Genomic DNA, 17,159 nt, shown 5'->3' with positions numbered 1-17,159 from the left:
TAGGCAAGCCCTCACTGTGCAGGCTTCGAAGCCGTGGCCTCGACGAACTTGTTGGTATAGGTGGTGTTGAGATCGATTGTGGCCTTCGCGACCGCCTCGTTGAAGCTCTTCAGAACCGCCAATGGAGTTTCCAGATCACCTGGGACAAACTTGCCATTTTCGGAGAAGATCGCCTTTGCCGCTTCCACAGCTTTGATGTAAGTTTGCTTGTCGCCAGATACGAAGTCGTCAGGGAGCTTCTCGACAATCTCTTCGGCTGAATGCGCCTTCATCCAGTGCAAAGCCTTGACGGTGGCGTTGGTCACTTTCTGAATTACCTCGGGATGTGCGTCGATGTACTCTTGCGTGGCATAGAGAACGGACGTTGGATAGATGCCGCCGTAGACGTCCTTGGCACCTTGGTCGCTGCGCGCATCGATCAGAATCTTACCCAATCCACGCTCAACGACAATCGTAGCCGCTGGATCATAGTTGACCAGAAGGTCGATTTTCCCCTGCTGCAAAGCGGCTACGGCTGCAGCACCCGACCCAACGCCAATGATGGAAATGTCTTCTTCACTCAGATTGTGTTGTTTCAGATAATAGCGAATAAAAAAGTCCGACGACGAGCCGGGTGAGGTGATGCCGACTTTCTTACCCTTGATCGTCTCAGGCTTTGCTGGGTCGAAGTCCGTATCGTTGGTTCCAGCAAGAACCAGTCCGGAGTTGCGCGCCAGCATCACGAAGCCGACGACGTGCTTGTTCTGCGACTGCATCTGGATTGTGTGGTCGTAGAAGCCGACGGCGACATCCGTTGAACCGGCAACAAGTGCCTGAAGCACCTTGGAGCCGCCCTGGGCAAAGTTCTCGGTCGTTACGTCCAGACCTTCGTCCTTGTAGTAACCGAGGCTTGCAGCCACTGGGAAGGGCAGGTTGTTCAGGTTATACGATCCGACACTCATTCTGACGGACTCGGCATTCGCGGATGCTGCAAGTGCACAAAGCGCTGTCGCTGCTAGTAAGTATTTACGCATATGGGTCTCCTCCCGGTTATCTTCATTGTTTTGCCAATGTGGCGTCTTCTAAGCTGCGTTTTCAATCGACGTCGTGGGTTTTGCGAAAACGTATCCTTCGAAAAGTCGGCGGGCGGTCCTCACGAGACCGGCCGTTATCGCACCATTTCTCATCTCCAGTTGAACATCGAGACGGCCTGCCGGATGCTCGATCTGGACCTGGGTCGGTACAGCGCGTTTGCCCGTGTCTTCGAATACGACGGTTCCATCCGTCACCGCTGCCGTGGCGATGCCAACAGCGCCGGTGGTCGCCAATGCCGGGTGGCATTCGTTGGGCATGAAGTACCGCACCGACAGAGTTCCGCCTTTGCGGGCGGGGGATATCAGAACCGGCTTGGGGATGACCATGTCGGTCACATCACCCATGCCCATGAGTTCACCTGCCTTGACGCGTATGCGGGTCAAGCGTTCGATTAACTCATGGTTTGCGGTCAGCGCTTCAGGATCTTCATAGCCCGTCAAGCCCAGATCTGCAGCGCGCATGAGCACCATGGGCATCGCGCAGTCTATTGCCGTCACGGCAACGCCATCAATGATGTCGACAGGCTTACCGGTGGGCAACAACTTGCCGGTTTTGGCGCCGGAAGCATCCATGAACGTCAGCGCAATCGGAGCAGCCAAACCAGGGACGCCATCGATCGACGCATCACCGAGATAGATGACATCATTTCCATGTGTCGGAACCTTGGCTTCAATCAATTTCCCCGTGTTCACATTGTGGATACGGACTAGGGTATCGTTTCCCTGTCCCTGAACGAGCCCGGCTTCGATTGCAAAGGGTCCTACGGCAGCAAGCATGTTGCCGCAGTTAGGTGAGTAGTCGACATATTGCCGGTCTGTGCGGACTTGGGCAAAAAGGTAGTCGATGTCGGCTCCCTTCACCTTGGAGGGGCCAATGATCGCGACCTTCGAGGTGACCGGATTTCCGCCGCCTATGCCATCAATTTGAAGGGGATGTCCGGAACCCATAATCGATAAAAGGGCGGCATCTTTCTCAGCTTGGTCACGCGGAAGATCCGATGCCAAAAAAAACGGTCCGCGCGATGTTCCGCCGCGCATTAGCACACAAGGTATCTTTTGAAGGTCGTTCATATTCGCCCCAATCTTGCATTTGATGGATCAATCCATCGAGTTGTTGCAATATGGGCAAGACAGCGTTATTTGTTAAATGCAATGTTTTGGAGGTTTATTGCGATATGAGCATCAATTGTGAAATTCTTGATTTACGTGCTTTTCAAGCGGTGGTTGAGTTGGAAAGTTTCCACAGAGCCGCTGATGCTCTACACATTTCACAGCCCGCACTAACCCGGCGCATCCAAAAACTTGAACAGTCCATCGGGGCACCCTTGCTGGAGCGGACCACGCGTCATGTCGCTCCGACAGCTATGGGTCAGGAAGTCATGCCGCTCGTCCGGCGAATGCTCGAAGAGTTCGATGGCTCGTTGTTTGCTATGAAGGATGGCACGCAAAGGCGCGGGCTGATCACCATGGCCTGTGTCCCAACGGCAGCTTTCTATTTTCTTCCAATCGTCATAAGGATTTTCAGCGAACAATATCCTCACATTCGCCTTCGAATTCGTGACCTTACCGCGAACGAAGGTCTTCAAGCAGTGGCACGGGGTGAGGTGGAGTTTGGCATTAACCTCATGGGGAACTCAGACCCAGATCTTTCCTTCGAGCCACTCATCGATGACCCATTCGTTCTCGCCATGAGGAAAGATCATCCGCTCGCCCAATTCGAAACGATCCAGTGGAACCAGTTGGAGGAATACCCGCTTGTGGTCGTAGATCGATCTAGCGGGAACAGGACGCTTCTCGATGGCGCTCTCGCGAGACACAATCTAAAGCTGAATTGGTCCTATGAAGTAACCCATCTCAATACATCCCTTGGACTTGTAGAGGCGGGACTAGGAATATCAGTATTGCCCCGATTGGCAACTCCGCAAGAGGATCACCCTTTTCTGGTATCACGCCCGATCGTTGAGCCGGTTGTCTCGAGAACCATAGGAATTGTCCAAAGAAGAAGCAGCGTTCTATCCCCGGCGGCTGAAAAATTCGTTGCGATGCTGTTGAAAACCTGGAAAACGCCTTAGCGTAAGTTTAAACTTCGTATGCTGACCCCTTTCAAGAGCATATATGACGCTGACACGAAACGCCTGTTTATTTTGTCAGCCTACAGCTCTGTCTCTGGATCTGGCATCGTCTTCTGTGGTCTGAGCAGCCGATGTCCGACAGCCGCCCCGTTCATCGCGGCGTCATCTCTCTGCTGGACATAGAGTTTAAATATCGATCATTTTTCAAGAATTGCCGATGCCCGCGCCATCCTACTGATAGCCTCTTCAAGCAGCGCACGGGGGCAGCCGAAATTGACTCGCAGGTGGTCGGAATAATTCGCTCCGAATTCGGACCCTGCACTGAAGCCGACTTTGCCGTGTTCCAGGTAAAAGCTTTGTGGATCGGTCGGGAGGTTGAGTGCAGAGCAGTCGAGCCAGGCCAAAAAAGTCGCCTCAGGCTCGATCATCCGAATCTGTGGGAAGCGTGTGGCTATTTCTCGCGAGAGGAAATCGCGGTTGGCCTCGATATAGGCCAACATTTCCGTTTTCCAGACATCCGCGTGACGATAGGCTGCCAAGGTAGCCTCGAGGCCGAGTATGTTGACGCTGTCGACCATGCCCAGGCGATATTGCACGTATTTTTCGCGCATCTCTCTATTTTGAACGATGGCAAAGGCAGTCTTCAAGCCAGCGATATTATAAGTCTTCGCTGCTGACATGAGCGTGATCGTCCGGCTTGCTGCATCGGACGAAAGGGATGCGACGGGAACATGCTTCCTCCCGTCAAAAAGCAGATCGCAATGAATTTCGTCGGAGATGATCACTGTGCCACTGCTTTCGCAAAGCCGGGCAATTGCTTCTATTTCATCACGCGTGAAGGCTTTGCCCGTGGGGTTCTGCGGATTGCAAAACAAGAAGGCTTTGGACCGCTTGAGCTTGGCGGAAAAATCGTCCAGATCGATCTTGTAACCACCGTCGGTGGCGACCAGCGGCGCATCAATTCGCTTCATGTCCCAATGGCCGGGTGCGTTGAGGATCGGGCGATACACTGGTGTCTGCACCAGCACGCCATCGCCCGGCGAAAGCATGGCCTTCAGCGCCATATTGAAGCCTGGCTCTACGCCCGGCAGGAAGACGATGTCGTCAGGCGTGATCGTCCAATCATATTTGGTTTGCAGATCGGCCACGATGCAGGCGCGTAACTCGTCACGCGCAATGCCGTAACCGAGACAAGGATGTTCCAAGCGGGATTTAATGGCATCGACAATTTCATGGGCAGATGGAAAATCCATGTCGGCCACCCACATGGGCAGGATATCCGGTCCGTATTTGCTCCATTTGGAGCTTCCGGTCTCGCGACGCTCAACAACTTTGTCGAAGTCTACCATTCTGATCAGAACCCCTTGATCATGCCGCCGTCCACCCGGATGGCCGAACCTGTTACATAGCTGGCCTGCGCGCTGGCAAGAAAGACCGCGACTGCAGCAAATTCTTCCGGCTTTCCGTAACGGCCCGCCGGGATTTCGGCGCGAGAGGCTTCCTGCACGGCTTCAACCGTCTTTGATGTTTTCTCGGCCTTGCCTGCATCTAGTTCACGCACGCGGTCGGTATCGATCCGCCCGGGCAGGATCATGTTGACGGTGATGCCATGGCACGCAACCTCGCCAGCCAGTGTTTTCGACCAGCCGGATACTGCCGAGCGAATGCCGTTGGAAAGGGCTAGATTGGGAATAGGCTGTACGACACCGGAGGAGCCAATGGTGATGATGCGACCCCATTTGCGAGCGATCATTCCTTCCAGCATGGCGTCGGTCACTGTAAAGATGGATGTTGCCATGCTGTCGAAGGCGCTGGCCCAGCTTTCTTTCGATTGACCGGCGGCTGGACCGGCCTTGGGGCCACCGGAGTTGTTGACCAGAATATCGACGCCACCCGCTGCCATCACGGTTGCGATCATCGCAGCGACGGATGTCGCGTCCGAAAGATCGACGGTGAGTGGCGTGATGTTTTCGGTTTTTTCTATTGTGCCCACGTTACGCGCAGCGGCGAAAACCTTGACACCTTCTGCGGCCAATCCCTTAGCGATGGCGGCACCCAGGCCGCGGCTTGCACCCAGAACGAGGGCGGTTTTGCCGGAAATCAAAAAATCCATTATTTCAAAGCCTCGAGTTTAAGGGTCTGGCGCTCGATCAGTCGTTCGACCTCAGTGATTGCCTGTGCGTTGAGAGTTGAGCCCGGACGGCGCTGGGCAGCGCTGGCAATTGCGCCGCGCTTGGCCAGTACATATTTGCGGATGGCGAGGCCCAGGCCCGGTTGTTGTTCATAACGCATCAGCGGTAGATAGGCGTCGAACAGGTCCTGTGCAGCGTCATAGCGCCCCTCATTGCTCAGGCGGCAGACCTCTACCATCATTTCGGGATAGGCAAAGCCGGTCATTGCGCCATCGGCTCCGCGCTGCATCTCTTCCGGCAGGAACACACCGGCATTGCCACACAGGATCGAGGTCCGGCGGCGACCCGTGGCTTCGGCATTGCGCAGATCGGTGATCTTTTGCAGGCCCGGCCAATCCTCGTGCTTGAGCATGACGATGCTGGGATGCGCTTCGAAGATGGTGCCGAGCGTTTTCGAGGAAATCTGCACGCCAGTAACGAGCGGGAAATCCTGCAGGACGACCGGAACGTCGGTGCCTACTGTCTCAACGACGTTGCGGTAATAGCCGATAATCTGCTCATCGGTGCGCAGGCTGGATGGCGGTGCGACCATGACGCCGGCGGCGCCCATGTCCATAACGGCCTTCGTCAATTCGCCAATGGCAGCCAGACCTGTTGCGGAGACACCGACGACCACGGGCTTTTCGCCCGAGCGTGCCAGCGTCTGGCGGGTGATGGCGATGGACTCGGCTTGCGTCAGCTTCGGGGCTTCGCCCATCATGCCAAGGATCGTAAGACCGTCCGCGCCCTTGTCGTAATAGAAATCCACCATGCTATCGATGCTGGTCACATCGATTGCTCCGTCATCGGTAAAGGGGGTGCAGGCAATGACGAAAACGCCCGATGTCTGGTTGTTGATCAATGGCATCTCGTTCTCCTTTAAGCTTCAAACCAGCTGGATGTGCCGCGAGAGACGTACTGCCCGTCACCGGCTGCATTGACGATGTCGGCACCATCCCAAGCCAGCTTGCCGCCGACATAGGTGCGCACGACGCCAACCGAAAATTCGCGTCCGTCGAAGGGGCTCCAGCACAGTTCATCATGGGCTTTCGACGAGTCCCAGATCTGCCGTTCAGCCTTCAGAATGGTGATGTCAGCATCGGCTCCGACTCGTAGCGAGCCTTTCTCGGGCCAGAGGCCGAAGAATTTGGCGGGCCGTTCGCAGAGGTGCTCGATCGTCATCATTGCAGCATCGTAACCGCGTATTTCCGCGCCGGTATAGAAAGCCGGAAGCAGGGTTTCGAGACCCGGCACACCGGCGCCCGCCTCGAAAATGGACGGGGTGAATTTGTTATCGACCGGCCAGCTGGAGTGGTCGGAACTGACGAAGGCGACACGACCATCCGCCACGTCTTCCCACAGCGCCTCGATCTGCCCGGGGCGGATGGGTGGGTTGACCTTCATCTTCGCGCCAAGCTTTGGCCCGTCGATTTCAGGGTCTAGCCACAGATAGTGCACGCAGAGCTCACCCGTGGCTCGGAAGCCGTCCAGCAGGTAGTTTTCCACGATGTCGAAGCCGCGCGTGGTCGTGAGGTGGACGATATGCGCATGCGCGCCTGCGGCGGCACCCAGTTCCAGAAACTGTGCCGTCGCCGCCATTTCAGCCGCTGGCGGCCTGCTTTCGGAATGCGCCTCGATGCCATCGCGACCGGCGGCCTTGGAGGCGGCGATGTGTGCGCGCACGATTTCCTGATCTTCATTGTGCACGCCAAGCGGAATATCCGTATCGGCGAGGGCTGAGAAGATTTCCAAGGTTTGGTTGGAGGAGATGCGGGGGAAGCGCGTCGGGCTGCTTTCGAAGGTCGAGATTTTAAACGCCACCACGCCCCGTGCAATCAGACCCTCGATTTCTTCGGTGGACTGGTCGGGCGTAACCGTGGCGTAAAGCGCGACGTTGGAATGGGCATGTTTATTGATTGCGTCGATCTTGGCATTCAGTCTTGCGACAGAATTCAGCGGATCGGGATTGTCATAGGGCATATCCACGATGGTGGTGATACCGCCAGCCACCGCCGAGCGCGTTGTCGATGCGATGCCGGGCAGGCCGCCATAGCTGCAAGCATGGGTCTGGCCATCTATGACGCCGGGAATGATCAGGTCTTGGCCTGCGTCGAACCTCTCGCCTGCGTCTGGAAGATCACCGCTGCCGATGGCGGCAATCTTTCCACCACTTATGGCAATCCAGCCGTTTTCCAGCGGACCATCCGGCAGAACCACGGTGCCGGTTATCACGATATCATAGCTCATGATGCATGCCTTCCATATTGCAGGTCCAGTGTTGTACATGCCAGTGCCACGCCTGCCTGAACCGGATCGATGACGGGAAGCCCGAGTGTCTCTTCGAGCGCGCGGCGATATCCGCCGAGGCCCGCACAGCCGAGGATGATGACATCGGCACCGTCCTCAGCCTGCAATACTTTCGCTGTGCGTGAGACGATGTCCACAACGTTTCCTGCCATCAACTCCATCACCGTCTTGTCGATGGAGCGGTCTCCAGCAAGGCGACCGTCAAAGCCGAGATGTTTCAGATAGCGCAGATGCCGGTCAATAGAGGATTGACCGAGCGAGATGATGCCGAAGCGCTCTCCAAGACCAAGGGCTGCAAGGTAAGCCGCTTCGGCAATGCCGACCACGGGTCGTGTCGTCGCCTTTCTGACCGTTGCAATGCCGGGGTCCGAGAAACAGGCGAGCACGAAGGCATCCGCTGATGCCTCGCTCACGGCTTCGATAATGTTGGGGATGACCTCACCGACATGTGCGTCCGTCTCGATACCGGGCGGGGATTTGGCGAGTTCCGTACAGCGGATGCTGTGGCGGGTGGCGTCGCGGACGAGACCGAGGCAGGCCTCCATGGAGCTCGTGACGGAGACGGAACTATTGGGATTGATGACCAGAATTTCTGACAAGGCGATACCTGCGGCGTGGACGGATGCGAGGATTGTATCTGTAAAATATATTACGTAGTATATCAGTGCGTCGCCGGTTGTCAAAGTTCTGTTGGTGATTAGGCCATGGCGCAATCGGTGCATAGCAATGCCCGGACGACTGACCTATGTTGACCCTGCGGGCATAAGCGCATGGCGTAGACGCAAAACTGGAGATTGGCTTTGAACAAAGCGGATGGATCGGGGGATAAGCGCAGCAAGTCTCTGACGGAGAAGGCTTACGCCATCTTGCGGGAGCGCATCATCACCGGAGAACTGGCGCCGGGCATGGATGTGTCCGAGCCGGAGCTTGCCGAGCAGCTTTCGGTCAGCAAGACGCCGGTGCGCGAAGCGTTGGCACGGCTTTGCGTCGAGGGTTTTATGGAAGCCTATCCGCGCCGAGGCTACCGTGTCACGCCTGTCACCGTGAAGGATATGAACGACCTCTTCGCCATTCGTGGCATGCTGGAAGGGACCGCGGCAGCGCTTGCGGCCAAGAACCTTTCCAGTGAAGACCTCGATGCGCTCGATCAGCTGGCGGATGTCAGCTACGTGATCGGCGAGGAGATCAGCACGAAAACCTTCGTGGATTCCAACCAGGAATTCCATTCCGCCATTGCCCGTGGTTCCCGCAATCCTCGCCTGTATTCGCTGGTGATGAGCCATCTGGAGGAATGTGCGCGGCTTTTCTACATGGGCGCGCGCGTTCGCGACATCAACCCGGAAACCAATGTCGATCATCACCGGATCGTGGCGGCCTTGCGAAAGCGTGATTCTGATCTGGCGCGGCAGGTCATTGTGGAGCACAACGAGAATACCCGCAGCGGCATCCTCGGTGCACTGATCGCGACCGGGCAGGGCGGGTTGACGCTTTAAGTCTCCGCTCTCACGCAGTTCCTGGCGCATGCGCTGACCTCTCAGGCAACCTTGACCAGATGGCCGGGCGCTGGCTCCGCATAGCGCGCGGCCACCGGCACGTAATCCACCGGGCGCACAGCGCTGCCGATCTCCCCGCCCTCCGCCACTTTCCGCAAATGGCGCCTTGCGGGATCGGCAATCGGAACGGCACTGAGCAGTCTCTTCGTATAGGGATGCTGCGGATTGCCGAATATCTGCGCGCGGGTGCCGATCTCGACGATCTCACCCAGATACATGACTGCGACCCGATGGCTGACGCGCTCTACCACGGCCATGTCATGGCTGATGAAGAGGTAGGCGATTTTCAGCTGCTCTTGCAGTTCCATCATCAGGTTCACAACCTGCGCCTTGATCGAAACATCAAGCGCGGAGACGGCTTCGTCCGCAACGATGAGACGCGGATTGAGCGTTAGTGCGCGCGCGATGCTGATGCGCTGTCTCTGTCCGCCGGAGAATTCATGTGGAAAGCGCTTTGCCATATCCGCCTGCAAGCCTACGCGGACGAGCAGGTCCGTGGCCCTGTCTCGTGCATCCTTTGGCGAAGCCAAACCATGCGACAACAGCGGTTCCATTATGGCCTCACCCACGCGCATCCGCGGATTGAGACTGGAGAAGGGGTCCTGAAAAATCATCTGCATATGTTGGCGTTGCTTGGATAAAGCCGCTGGCGTGAGGGAGTGAACATCCTGTCCATTGATGCGGATGGAACCACTGACCGGCTCAACCAGACGGAGCACAGACCGCCCGGTGGTGGACTTGCCGCAGCCGGATTCGCCGACGAGCGCCAGCGTTTCACCCTCATGCAGATCAAACGATATATTCTCGACCGCATGCACCCGCCCGCTGACGCGCCCGAAGACACCGGATTTGATATCGAACCGGGTGATTAGGTTTCGCACTTCCAGGATGGGTGACTTTCCTGCCGGTATTGTTCCCGCGATCTCGCGCTCCGCAGCGGAAACGCCGGTATCCGTATTGGTCAGCGCAAATGTGGCCGGACAGTCGTGGCCTTCCATCGAACCCAGCCTTGGCACGGCAGAGAGCAGAGCCTTGGTATAGACATTGGCGGGTTCGGCGAAAATCTGTTCGGTCTTGCCGGTTTCGAGCGCGCGGGAGCGGAACATAACCACGGTCCTGTCGGCAATCTCGGCCACAACACCCATGTCATGGGTGATGAAGAGGACGGCCATGTTTTCCTCATCCTGCAAGGATTTGATCAGTTGCAGGATTTCGGCTTGAACAGTGACGTCGAGCGCCGTGGTCGGCTCATCGGCGATGAGCAGTTTCGGACGACAGGCGAGCGCCATGGCAATCATGATGCGCTGAAGCATGCCGCCGGAAAGCTGGTGTGGATATTCATCGAAACGGCTGGATGCGGCGGGTATGCGCACCCGCTCGAGAAGCCTCACCGTCTCCGCCCGCGCCTCGGTCTTAGAGATGCCGCGATGCCGGATGATCGATTCGGCAATCTGGCGGCCTACGGAGAGGACGGGGTTGAGCGAGGTCATCGGCTCCTGGAAAATCATGGCAATGTCATTGCCGCGAAAGTCCTGCATCTGCTGTTCAGGAAGCGACAGCAGCTCGGTTTCGCCCAGCCTGACGGTGCCGGTCACGCGCGATGTGCGCTCCGGCAATAGCCGCATGATCGACATAGCCGTGACGCTTTTGCCGGAACCGGACTCGCCGACAATCGCCACCGTTTCTCCAGCGTCGATGCTGAAACTTACATTGTTGACCACGGAGTTCCAGGTGCCGTGTCGGCGAAATGCGGTTGTCAGATTTTCGACCGAAAGAACTGTCAATTTTCGATACTCCGGCTCTTGAGAACCGCATTGCAGCCTGCGGAGGGGTGAATGTCAATAAAAAATATCTCGTAGAATATTACGTGAGATATTTATTGCTTGTCATCGGTTATGAGATGGTTGATTTTACCATGACAAGAGAGGAACACCTCTTCCCGCCCGTATATCTGGAGATCACCATGACTGACACAACGCGCATCTCGGTTCTTTTGACGCCAGTTCAGTTGCAGGACATGTTGTCCTCTGGTGCGGATGTTACTGTCATCTCCGTGCATTCCATCAACCCCTATACGGGCCAGAACTCGTTCAACGGGCAGCGGATCAAAGGCGCGATAGATACGCAAGCCTATACTGATTTTCAGTCCCCCGCGAGCGTAGAAGGCGGGCAGAGACCCCTGCCAGACATTGCAGAGCTTCAGGCCAAGGCACGCAGCTGGGGTCTACGGCCTGCCAGTACGATCGTCATCTACGATGCTGACCGCAGCATGACGGCGGCACGTGCGTGGTGGGTCTTGCGTTGGGCAGGCCTGCCGGATGTGCGGGTGCTGGATGGCGGTTTTCCGGCGTGGATTGCTGCGGATATGCCGGTGACAGATGAGATTACGACACCAGCGCCGAGCGACATCGTTCTGTCGCCGGGACATATGGTCGAGCTTGGTGCCGACGATGCATTGAAGCTGGCGATCGATGGGGTTCTTCTCGATGCGCGCATCCGGCCAAATTACATTGGCGGGAAAGTCGCGCCAGGCCAGCCGCCACGCGGGCATATTCCCCATGCATTGAGCGCACCAGCGCTGGACAATGTGACGGACTACGGAAACTTCACTGATGGAGAAACCTTGCGGGAAATGTATCGGGCGCTGGGCGCCGATGGCAGGAAGCCTGTCGGGGTCTATTGCGGCGCGGGAATGTCTGCGGCACATACGGTCCTCGCGCTCGCCTCCATTGGCATCGGTGCCGCGATGTATCCCGGATCATGGTCGGCCTGGGTCAGCGATCCCACGCGACCTGTCGTCACCGGTGCAGATCCGGTCTGAGGAGATTTGACGCTCAGATTTTGCTCAAAACCCTCCGCAGATAATATAAATTTTCCTCTTTTGCACAAAGAATAAGCAATAATAGCTATTTGTTCAAATTGCTTGCAGATCACCTTTACAGTCTCACAAGCGATGATATATTTCGTGGAATATCAGAGGCGCTAGCCGCGATTATATTGACAGCATGAAGCCGAGCTGAGGCTGCCCAACGCCTCGATCACACCGCGAAAGGGTCGTGCCCATGAAACTCTTTAAAGGACTAGCCGCCGCAGCTTTCGTTGCTGTTCCGCTATTTGCAGGCGCGGTCAACGCGCAAAACGATGACCAGTTGAAAACACTCGTCATCGCCGTTCCATCCGATCCCGTTAGTCTGGAGCCAGGCACCAACAAGGCCGAGCCTGTTGGCAGCGAGATCATTCTCAATGTTTTCGATACGCTGGTTGCCTGGACGGCGCCGGACTTTAAGGAGCTGGAAGGCCGATTGGCGTCAAGCTGGACCGTGTCTGCTGACGGCAAGGAGTTCGATTTCAAAATCCGAGAAGGCGTCAAGTTTCAGGACGGCACGTCCTTTGATGCTGCTGCGGTAAAATTCTCGCTGGAGCGCACCAAGGCCACCAACTCTTATGTTAAGGCAACCTTCGGTCTGATCAAGGACATTGCGGTCATTTCACCCACGGAAGTCAAGATCAGTCTCACAGAGCCTTATCCCGCGTTTCTTTCCATTCTGGCGCAGCCGCAATCGGCCATTGTCAGCCCTGCTGCCGTCGAGAAGTTCGGTGACAAATTCGCTTCTAATCCGGTCGGCACTGGGCCGTTTTCGTTCAAGAGCGCGCAGGCGGACACCAATGTGGTGTTGGAGGCCAACCCGGATTATTTCCGTGGCGCGCCAAAGCTTTCACGCATCATCTACCGTGTCATCCCGGAAGCCTCGACCCGTCGTCTCGAGCTAGAAAGCGGTGGCGTGGATGTCGTGCAGCAGCAAGGCCAGCTTTCCGCCATTGCGGCTGAAGACATCGCGGCACTCAAGTCCAATGCCGATGTGAAGATCCTTGAGGCTCCCAGCCAGATCATTCGCCAGCTGGAATTCAACAACAGAAAGAAAGACGGCCCGTTTGCGGATATCCGTGTGCGTCAGGCCGTGGCTCATGCCATTGATTATGATGGACTGTTGAACGGTGTCTTCGGCGGAACCGCAGAACGTGTCTATGGTCCATTGACCACCAACAGCTGGGCTTTCGATCCTAAGATCAAGGATCTGGCGCCGAACTATGATCCTGAAACATCGAAAAAGCTGCTTGCGGAAGCAAAAGTCGATCCCTCAACAATCCAGCTGAAGCTCTACAGCTTCCAGGGTCCGCTCTGGGCAGCAGTTGCCACCTATGTGCAGGCCAATCTGGCCGATATCGGCATCAATGCAACCATCGAACAGACAGAGTTTCCGGCCTACCGCGCTCTTCAGACCGCTGGCCAGTTCGATGCAGCACTTGACGGCCGCCAGCCATGGTACAACGATCCGGATGCGCATATCACGATCGGTTATCTGTCGTCGCTTGCCAACTCTGCCATGACGTTCCGTATGCCGGAAGACAAGGTGCTGGACGATCTGATCCTCAAGGCGCAGCAGACTGTGGATGTACCGGCCCGCACGGCTCTGTATCATCAGGTGCAGGAAGAAATCGTCAAGCGCGTTCCCGGTGTCTATCTCTTCAGTCCCAAGCTCATCGTATTTCAGCGTGCCAATGTCGAAGGTCTCGTCGTCAACAGTGCACCGCCGCTCAATGAATATTGGGGCGTTTTCAAGAAGTAAGTCTTTCCGGGCGCGCATCCAGCGCGCCCTTTGATCCGATCTGCAGCGGGGAACCGGTGCAGATCATTTTTCGATGATATGAGTAGGCAGGGAATGGCCAGTTTTATTCTACGCCGGTTGATCGCCTTGATACCCGTCATGTGTATCGTGCTGGTCATCGTGTTCTCGCTGGTACGGTTCATTCCCGGCGATCCGGCGGTGACCCTGCTCGGTCCCGGTGCGACGCAGGAGCAAATCGATGCGCTGCGGGCGCAGCTGGATCTGGATCAGGCTTTTCCCGTTCAGTTTTTCAACTATGTCACGGGGCTGTTGCAGGGCGATTTCGGCGTATCCTTAAAAACCGGACAGCCGGTGGCGCATGAAATTATCACACGCCTGCCTGCCACGATCGAGCTTTCGGTCCTGGCCGTCATCGTTGCCATCATCATCGGCATTCCCATTGGCGTTTTATCCGCCACGCGCCCAAATTCTACATTCGACCACATCACCCGCGTCGTGTCACTGGTGGGCGTTTCGATGCCTGCCTTTCTTCTGGCGTTGATCCTGCAACTTTTGTTCGCCACCTATCTCGGTTGGCTGCCGGTCTCGGGCCGCATGAGTTCCTTCATTGTTGCTGAACCGGTGACGGGATTTGCCATTCTGGATGGCATCGTCACCGGCAATTGGGCCGCCGCCTGGAGCGCCCTGCAACACCTCATCCTGCCCACCGCCGTGCTGGCTGCCTTTCTCGGGGCTACGCTTGGTCGCTTCGTGCGCAACACCATGCTGGAAGTGATGGGCGAGGATTTCATTCGCACGGCCAAAGCCAAGGGTCTGCGCCGGGCCGATGTCATTTTGGGCCACGGATTGCGCAATTCCCTGCTGCCGGCCATCACTGTCGTCGGTCTGAAATTTGCGGAAATGCTTGGCGGCGCGATCCTGACCGAAACGATTTTCGCATGGCCCGGCATTGGCCGTTACATGTTCGAGGCGATCAAGAACCGGGATTATCCTGTCATTCAGGGCACGACTTTAGTGTTTGCGCTGCTGTTCGTCTTCACCTCCATCGTGGTCGATGTTCTCTACGGCGTTCTGGACCCGCGTGTCCGCAAGAAGATGAAGTGAGCCCGATGTCAGAGTTTTTCAACTTCCTGCGCAAAAATACGCTGGCTCTGGCCGGCAGTATCATCCTGTTACTGCTCATCTGCGTCATCGTGTTCGGGCCGATGATTTCGCCCTATTCGCCAACCAAGCTGGATGTGCTCCACAAGCTGGCCGCGCCGAGCTTCGAGCATTGGCTTGGCACAGATGCCTTTGGGCGCGATATCTTCACCCGCATCATGTATGGCGGTCGCGCCACCTTGGCCATTGGCGTGGGCGTTGTGGCCATCGCTTTTGTCGTTGGCGTGACTATCGGCATGCTGGCAGGTTTTCTTGGTGGCTGGTTCGATAGTATCGTCATGCGTATCGTGGATGCCATTCTGGCGTTTCCTGCTCTTGTGCTGGCCATCGCGCTGGCCGCTGCTTTCGGCCCAAGCCTTGAGAATGCGATGCTGGCCGTTGCGATCACGCTCGCCCCGCAATTTGCCCGCGTTGCCCGTAGCCAGGCGCTCAGCATTTCCGTCAAACCCTATGTCGAGGCAGCAATTTCACTTGGGCTACCGATGCCGCGCATCCTGTTTCGATATGTTTTCGTCAACGGGCTCGGGCCGCTGCTGGTGCAATCCACGTTGGCGCTGGGCAGTGCCATTCTGCAAACGGCAAGTCTCGGTTTTCTAGGGCTTGGTGCGCAGCCGCCTATGGCGGAGTGGGGTGCGGATGTATCCGCCAATCTGCAATTCGTGCGCAGTGCCGCCTGGGTTGCGCTGTCCCCCGGCACGGCGATCTTGCTTGCGGTGCTCTCCTTCAATCTGATCGGCGATTCTCTTGCTGACTGGTTCAACCCGCGCCGCCGGAACGAACTCGACTGAGGCCATCCATGTCCACTTTGACCATAGCCCTCGAAAAAGTCGATTTCCTGCCGCCAACGCGGGTGACGGATGACACTAGCGTTCTGACGCTGAAAAATCTGGTTTTCGAACCGCTGCTGAAATGGAATGATGGCCAGGTTCTGCCCGCTCTGTTTTCGCACTGGACGCACAGCCCGGATGGACGGGAATGGCGCTTCGTCATTCGCAAAGGCGCTGTTTTCCATGACGGCAAGCCCTGTGTCGCTTCTGATATCCTCGACTTCATCGATGGTATTCTGGAGGCCGTGGATACGTTCGGAAGGAAATGGTCCTATGCCCGTTATCTTGCGGATACCAGGATTGTGGCGGATGGTGAGGGAGCAATTGTGGTGCGCAACCCGCATCCCATCGCCGATATTCTCGATATCTTCTCGGAGTTTTACATCTGCCGCTTCGCGCCTGATGGTACTCCCGTTCTGGGAACAGGGCCGTTCCGCGTTCTGAATTTCGAACCCAAACTCCGCGCGGAGCTGGCGCGTGTCTCCGGCAGTGCAGAATTGCAACGCATCATCGCGCTTTGCGAGCCTTCCGCCGACAAACGTTATGCGATGCTGAAATCAGGCGATGTCGATGCCGCGCTCAATCTTGAGCGTGTCGAGGGCAAGCTAGAGTTCGATAATGCCTTTCAATGGGGCAAAGCCGTCAATACGCTGTCGGTCATGTATTACCTCAATTGCAGCGAGGGCATTTTCCGATCGCCGCAGGCGCGGCGTGCCGCCAATCACGCAGTGAATACCGCGGCCATATGCCACGAGATATTCGGCGATCTTGCAGTGCCATCTTCCAGCATCGTCAGTCCCTTTCATCTCGGTATGAAAACGGCCGGACTGTTACCCATCGCTTACGATCCCGACCGCGCACGTGCCTTGCTGGCCGAGGTCGATGGAGACCGCAGGATTACGCTGCGGACACCCACTTTCATGCCGGAGCGTGCGCTGGAGATCAGCCGGCTCGTCGCCGAGGCACTTGAGGCAGTCTGCTTCGAGGTTGAGATCGAGATCGAAACCGACCGGCCGGAATATGCCCGCCAGATTGGCCGCAAGGAGATGGGTGATCTGGCGATCTTCGATTCCTCACCGCACAGCACCTACCGCATTCTCAATGACAAGATATCAAGCGCCACGAAAGCCGTGTGGTGGCAGGGTTTTGACGATCCTGAAGCCGAACGGTTGATCGCGGCGGCCAATTCGGCAGTGGAGCCGGAAGCGCGTGAGCGCGCCTATGCCGCCTGCCTGACCTATCTCAACGCTAACCCGCCCTGGCTTTACCTTGTGCATCCAGTCGATGTTTTCGCGGCGCGCAAGGAAGTTCCCGGGCTTTCGATCGATCACAAGGGTACGCTGACAATCGCCTGAACGTGAGGATAT

General features: G+C 56.8%; 15 protein-coding genes. 7 read left to right on the top strand and 8 right to left on the bottom strand.

The features are described 5' to 3' along the window. Window positions 1-11 precede the first annotated feature (11 nt). Entirely contained in the window at window positions 12-1,013 is a 1,002-nt protein-coding gene (locus tag ASF69_RS22470) for an ABC transporter substrate-binding protein (RefSeq protein ID WP_062590791.1), read from the bottom strand. A gap of 48 nt (window positions 1,014-1,061) precedes the next feature. Next, entirely contained in the window at window positions 1,062-2,144 is a 1,083-nt protein-coding gene (locus tag ASF69_RS22465) for a 4-oxalomesaconate tautomerase (RefSeq protein ID WP_062590789.1), read from the bottom strand. Between the two features lie 104 nt (window positions 2,145-2,248). Here ASF69_RS22465 and ASF69_RS22460 point away from each other — a divergent pair, with 104 nt between their 5' ends. Beyond that, complete coding sequence (locus ASF69_RS22460; protein ID WP_062590787.1) at window positions 2,249-3,145, top strand: LysR family transcriptional regulator; 897 nt, start codon at window positions 2,249-2,251, stop codon at window positions 3,143-3,145. A 197-nt stretch (window positions 3,146-3,342) separates the two neighbouring features. On the opposite strand, the gene ASF69_RS22455 is transcribed toward ASF69_RS22460, so the two are convergent. From ASF69_RS22455 to ASF69_RS22435, 5 genes are read right to left on the bottom strand one after another with little or no spacing between them, the layout of a single operon-like run. Beyond that, window positions 3,343-4,494: a MalY/PatB family protein gene (locus tag ASF69_RS22455; RefSeq protein WP_062590786.1), complete on the bottom strand. Its 1,152-nt coding sequence runs from the start codon at window positions 4,492-4,494 to the stop codon at window positions 3,343-3,345. A gap of 5 nt (window positions 4,495-4,499) precedes the next feature. Further along, window positions 4,500-5,258, bottom strand: coding sequence for an SDR family oxidoreductase (locus tag ASF69_RS22450; RefSeq protein ID WP_062590784.1), 759 nt, complete (start codon window positions 5,256-5,258; stop codon window positions 4,500-4,502). Beyond that, window positions 5,258-6,184: a dihydrodipicolinate synthase family protein gene (locus tag ASF69_RS22445; RefSeq protein WP_062590782.1), complete on the bottom strand. Its 927-nt coding sequence runs from the start codon at window positions 6,182-6,184 to the stop codon at window positions 5,258-5,260. The genes ASF69_RS22450 and ASF69_RS22445 overlap by 1 nt, the downstream gene beginning before the upstream one ends. Before the next feature lie 11 nt (window positions 6,185-6,195). Further along, on the bottom strand, window positions 6,196-7,563 hold the full coding sequence (locus tag ASF69_RS22440) for an amidohydrolase family protein (RefSeq protein ID WP_062590780.1): 1,368 nt from the start codon (window positions 7,561-7,563) through the stop codon (window positions 6,196-6,198). Then, window positions 7,560-8,222 carry an aspartate/glutamate racemase family protein gene (locus ASF69_RS22435; protein ID WP_062590879.1) on the bottom strand — a complete coding sequence of 221 codons (663 nt, stop codon included), beginning with the start codon at window positions 8,220-8,222 and terminating at the stop codon, window positions 7,560-7,562. Before ASF69_RS22435 ends, ASF69_RS22440 begins: the two co-directional genes overlap by 4 nt. A gap of 201 nt (window positions 8,223-8,423) precedes the next feature. Between ASF69_RS22435 and ASF69_RS22430 the strand changes: the two genes are divergently transcribed. Then, window positions 8,424-9,116, top strand: coding sequence for a GntR family transcriptional regulator (locus tag ASF69_RS22430; protein WP_062590877.1), 693 nt, complete (start codon window positions 8,424-8,426; stop codon window positions 9,114-9,116). A gap of 41 nt (window positions 9,117-9,157) precedes the next feature. Here the strand turns inward: ASF69_RS22430 and ASF69_RS22425 are convergent, their stop codons facing one another. Further along, a complete protein-coding gene (locus tag ASF69_RS22425) occupies window positions 9,158-10,960 on the bottom strand; it encodes an ABC transporter ATP-binding protein (protein ID WP_062590778.1) in 1,803 nt (600 codons plus the stop codon). A 179-nt stretch (window positions 10,961-11,139) separates the two neighbouring features. Between ASF69_RS22425 and ASF69_RS22420 the strand changes: the two genes are divergently transcribed. The 5 genes from ASF69_RS22420 to ASF69_RS22400 all read left to right on the top strand — a co-directional run bounded on the left by ASF69_RS22420 (window position 11,140) and on the right by ASF69_RS22400 (window position 17,147). After that, complete coding sequence (locus ASF69_RS22420) at window positions 11,140-11,997, top strand: rhodanese-like domain-containing protein (RefSeq protein ID WP_162238108.1); 858 nt, start codon at window positions 11,140-11,142, stop codon at window positions 11,995-11,997. 241 nt (window positions 11,998-12,238) lie between these two features. Continuing rightward, window positions 12,239-13,804: an ABC transporter substrate-binding protein gene (locus ASF69_RS22415; protein WP_062590774.1), complete on the top strand. Its 1,566-nt coding sequence runs from the start codon at window positions 12,239-12,241 to the stop codon at window positions 13,802-13,804. A gap of 93 nt (window positions 13,805-13,897) precedes the next feature. Continuing rightward, window positions 13,898-14,908 (top strand): ABC transporter permease, encoded by a 1,011-nt coding sequence (locus ASF69_RS22410; protein ID WP_062590772.1) that lies wholly within the window; start codon window positions 13,898-13,900, stop codon window positions 14,906-14,908. Window positions 14,909-14,913: 5 nt separating this feature from the next. After that, window positions 14,914-15,753: an ABC transporter permease gene (locus tag ASF69_RS22405; protein ID WP_062590771.1), complete on the top strand. Its 840-nt coding sequence runs from the start codon at window positions 14,914-14,916 to the stop codon at window positions 15,751-15,753. An 8-nt stretch (window positions 15,754-15,761) separates the two neighbouring features. Continuing rightward, window positions 15,762-17,147, top strand: coding sequence for an ABC transporter substrate-binding protein (locus ASF69_RS22400; RefSeq protein ID WP_062590769.1), 1,386 nt, complete (start codon window positions 15,762-15,764; stop codon window positions 17,145-17,147). Window positions 17,148-17,159: the final 12 nt, after the last annotated feature.

The sequence above is a fragment of the Rhizobium sp. Leaf311 genome (genome assembly GCF_001423445.1).
In the GTDB taxonomy this organism is placed as follows: domain Bacteria; phylum Pseudomonadota; class Alphaproteobacteria; order Rhizobiales; family Rhizobiaceae; genus Agrobacterium.
Note: the sequence above shows the minus strand (reverse complement) of the source record. Positions and strands in the feature narration are given on the sequence as shown.

Bases quoted from the DNA above. Each gene is read 5' to 3' on its own strand.
- ASF69_RS22465 (WP_062590789.1), bottom strand. From the start codon at position 2,144: ATGAACGACCTTCAAAAGATACCTTGTGTGCTAATGCGCGGCGGAACA.
- ASF69_RS22415 (WP_062590774.1), top strand. From the start codon at position 12,239: ATGAAACTCTTTAAAGGACTAGCCGCCGCAGCTTTCGTTGCTGTTCCG.
- ASF69_RS22460 (WP_062590787.1), top strand. From the start codon at position 2,249: ATGAGCATCAATTGTGAAATTCTTGATTTACGTGCTTTTCAAGCGGTG.
- ASF69_RS22400 (WP_062590769.1), top strand. From the start codon at position 15,762: ATGTCCACTTTGACCATAGCCCTCGAAAAAGTCGATTTCCTGCCGCCA.
- ASF69_RS22410 (WP_062590772.1), top strand. From the start codon at position 13,898: ATGGCCAGTTTTATTCTACGCCGGTTGATCGCCTTGATACCCGTCATG.
- ASF69_RS22440 (WP_062590780.1), bottom strand. From the start codon at position 7,563: ATGAGCTATGATATCGTGATAACCGGCACCGTGGTTCTGCCGGATGGT.
- ASF69_RS22470 (WP_062590791.1), bottom strand. From the start codon at position 1,013: ATGCGTAAATACTTACTAGCAGCGACAGCGCTTTGTGCACTTGCAGCA.
- ASF69_RS22420 (WP_162238108.1), top strand. From the start codon at position 11,140: ATGACTGACACAACGCGCATCTCGGTTCTTTTGACGCCAGTTCAGTTG.
- ASF69_RS22455 (WP_062590786.1), bottom strand. From the start codon at position 4,494: ATGGTAGACTTCGACAAAGTTGTTGAGCGTCGCGAGACCGGAAGCTCC.
- ASF69_RS22450 (WP_062590784.1), bottom strand. From the start codon at position 5,258: ATGGATTTTTTGATTTCCGGCAAAACCGCCCTCGTTCTGGGTGCAAGC.
- ASF69_RS22405 (WP_062590771.1), top strand. From the start codon at position 14,914: ATGTCAGAGTTTTTCAACTTCCTGCGCAAAAATACGCTGGCTCTGGCC.
- ASF69_RS22445 (WP_062590782.1), bottom strand. From the start codon at position 6,184: ATGCCATTGATCAACAACCAGACATCGGGCGTTTTCGTCATTGCCTGC.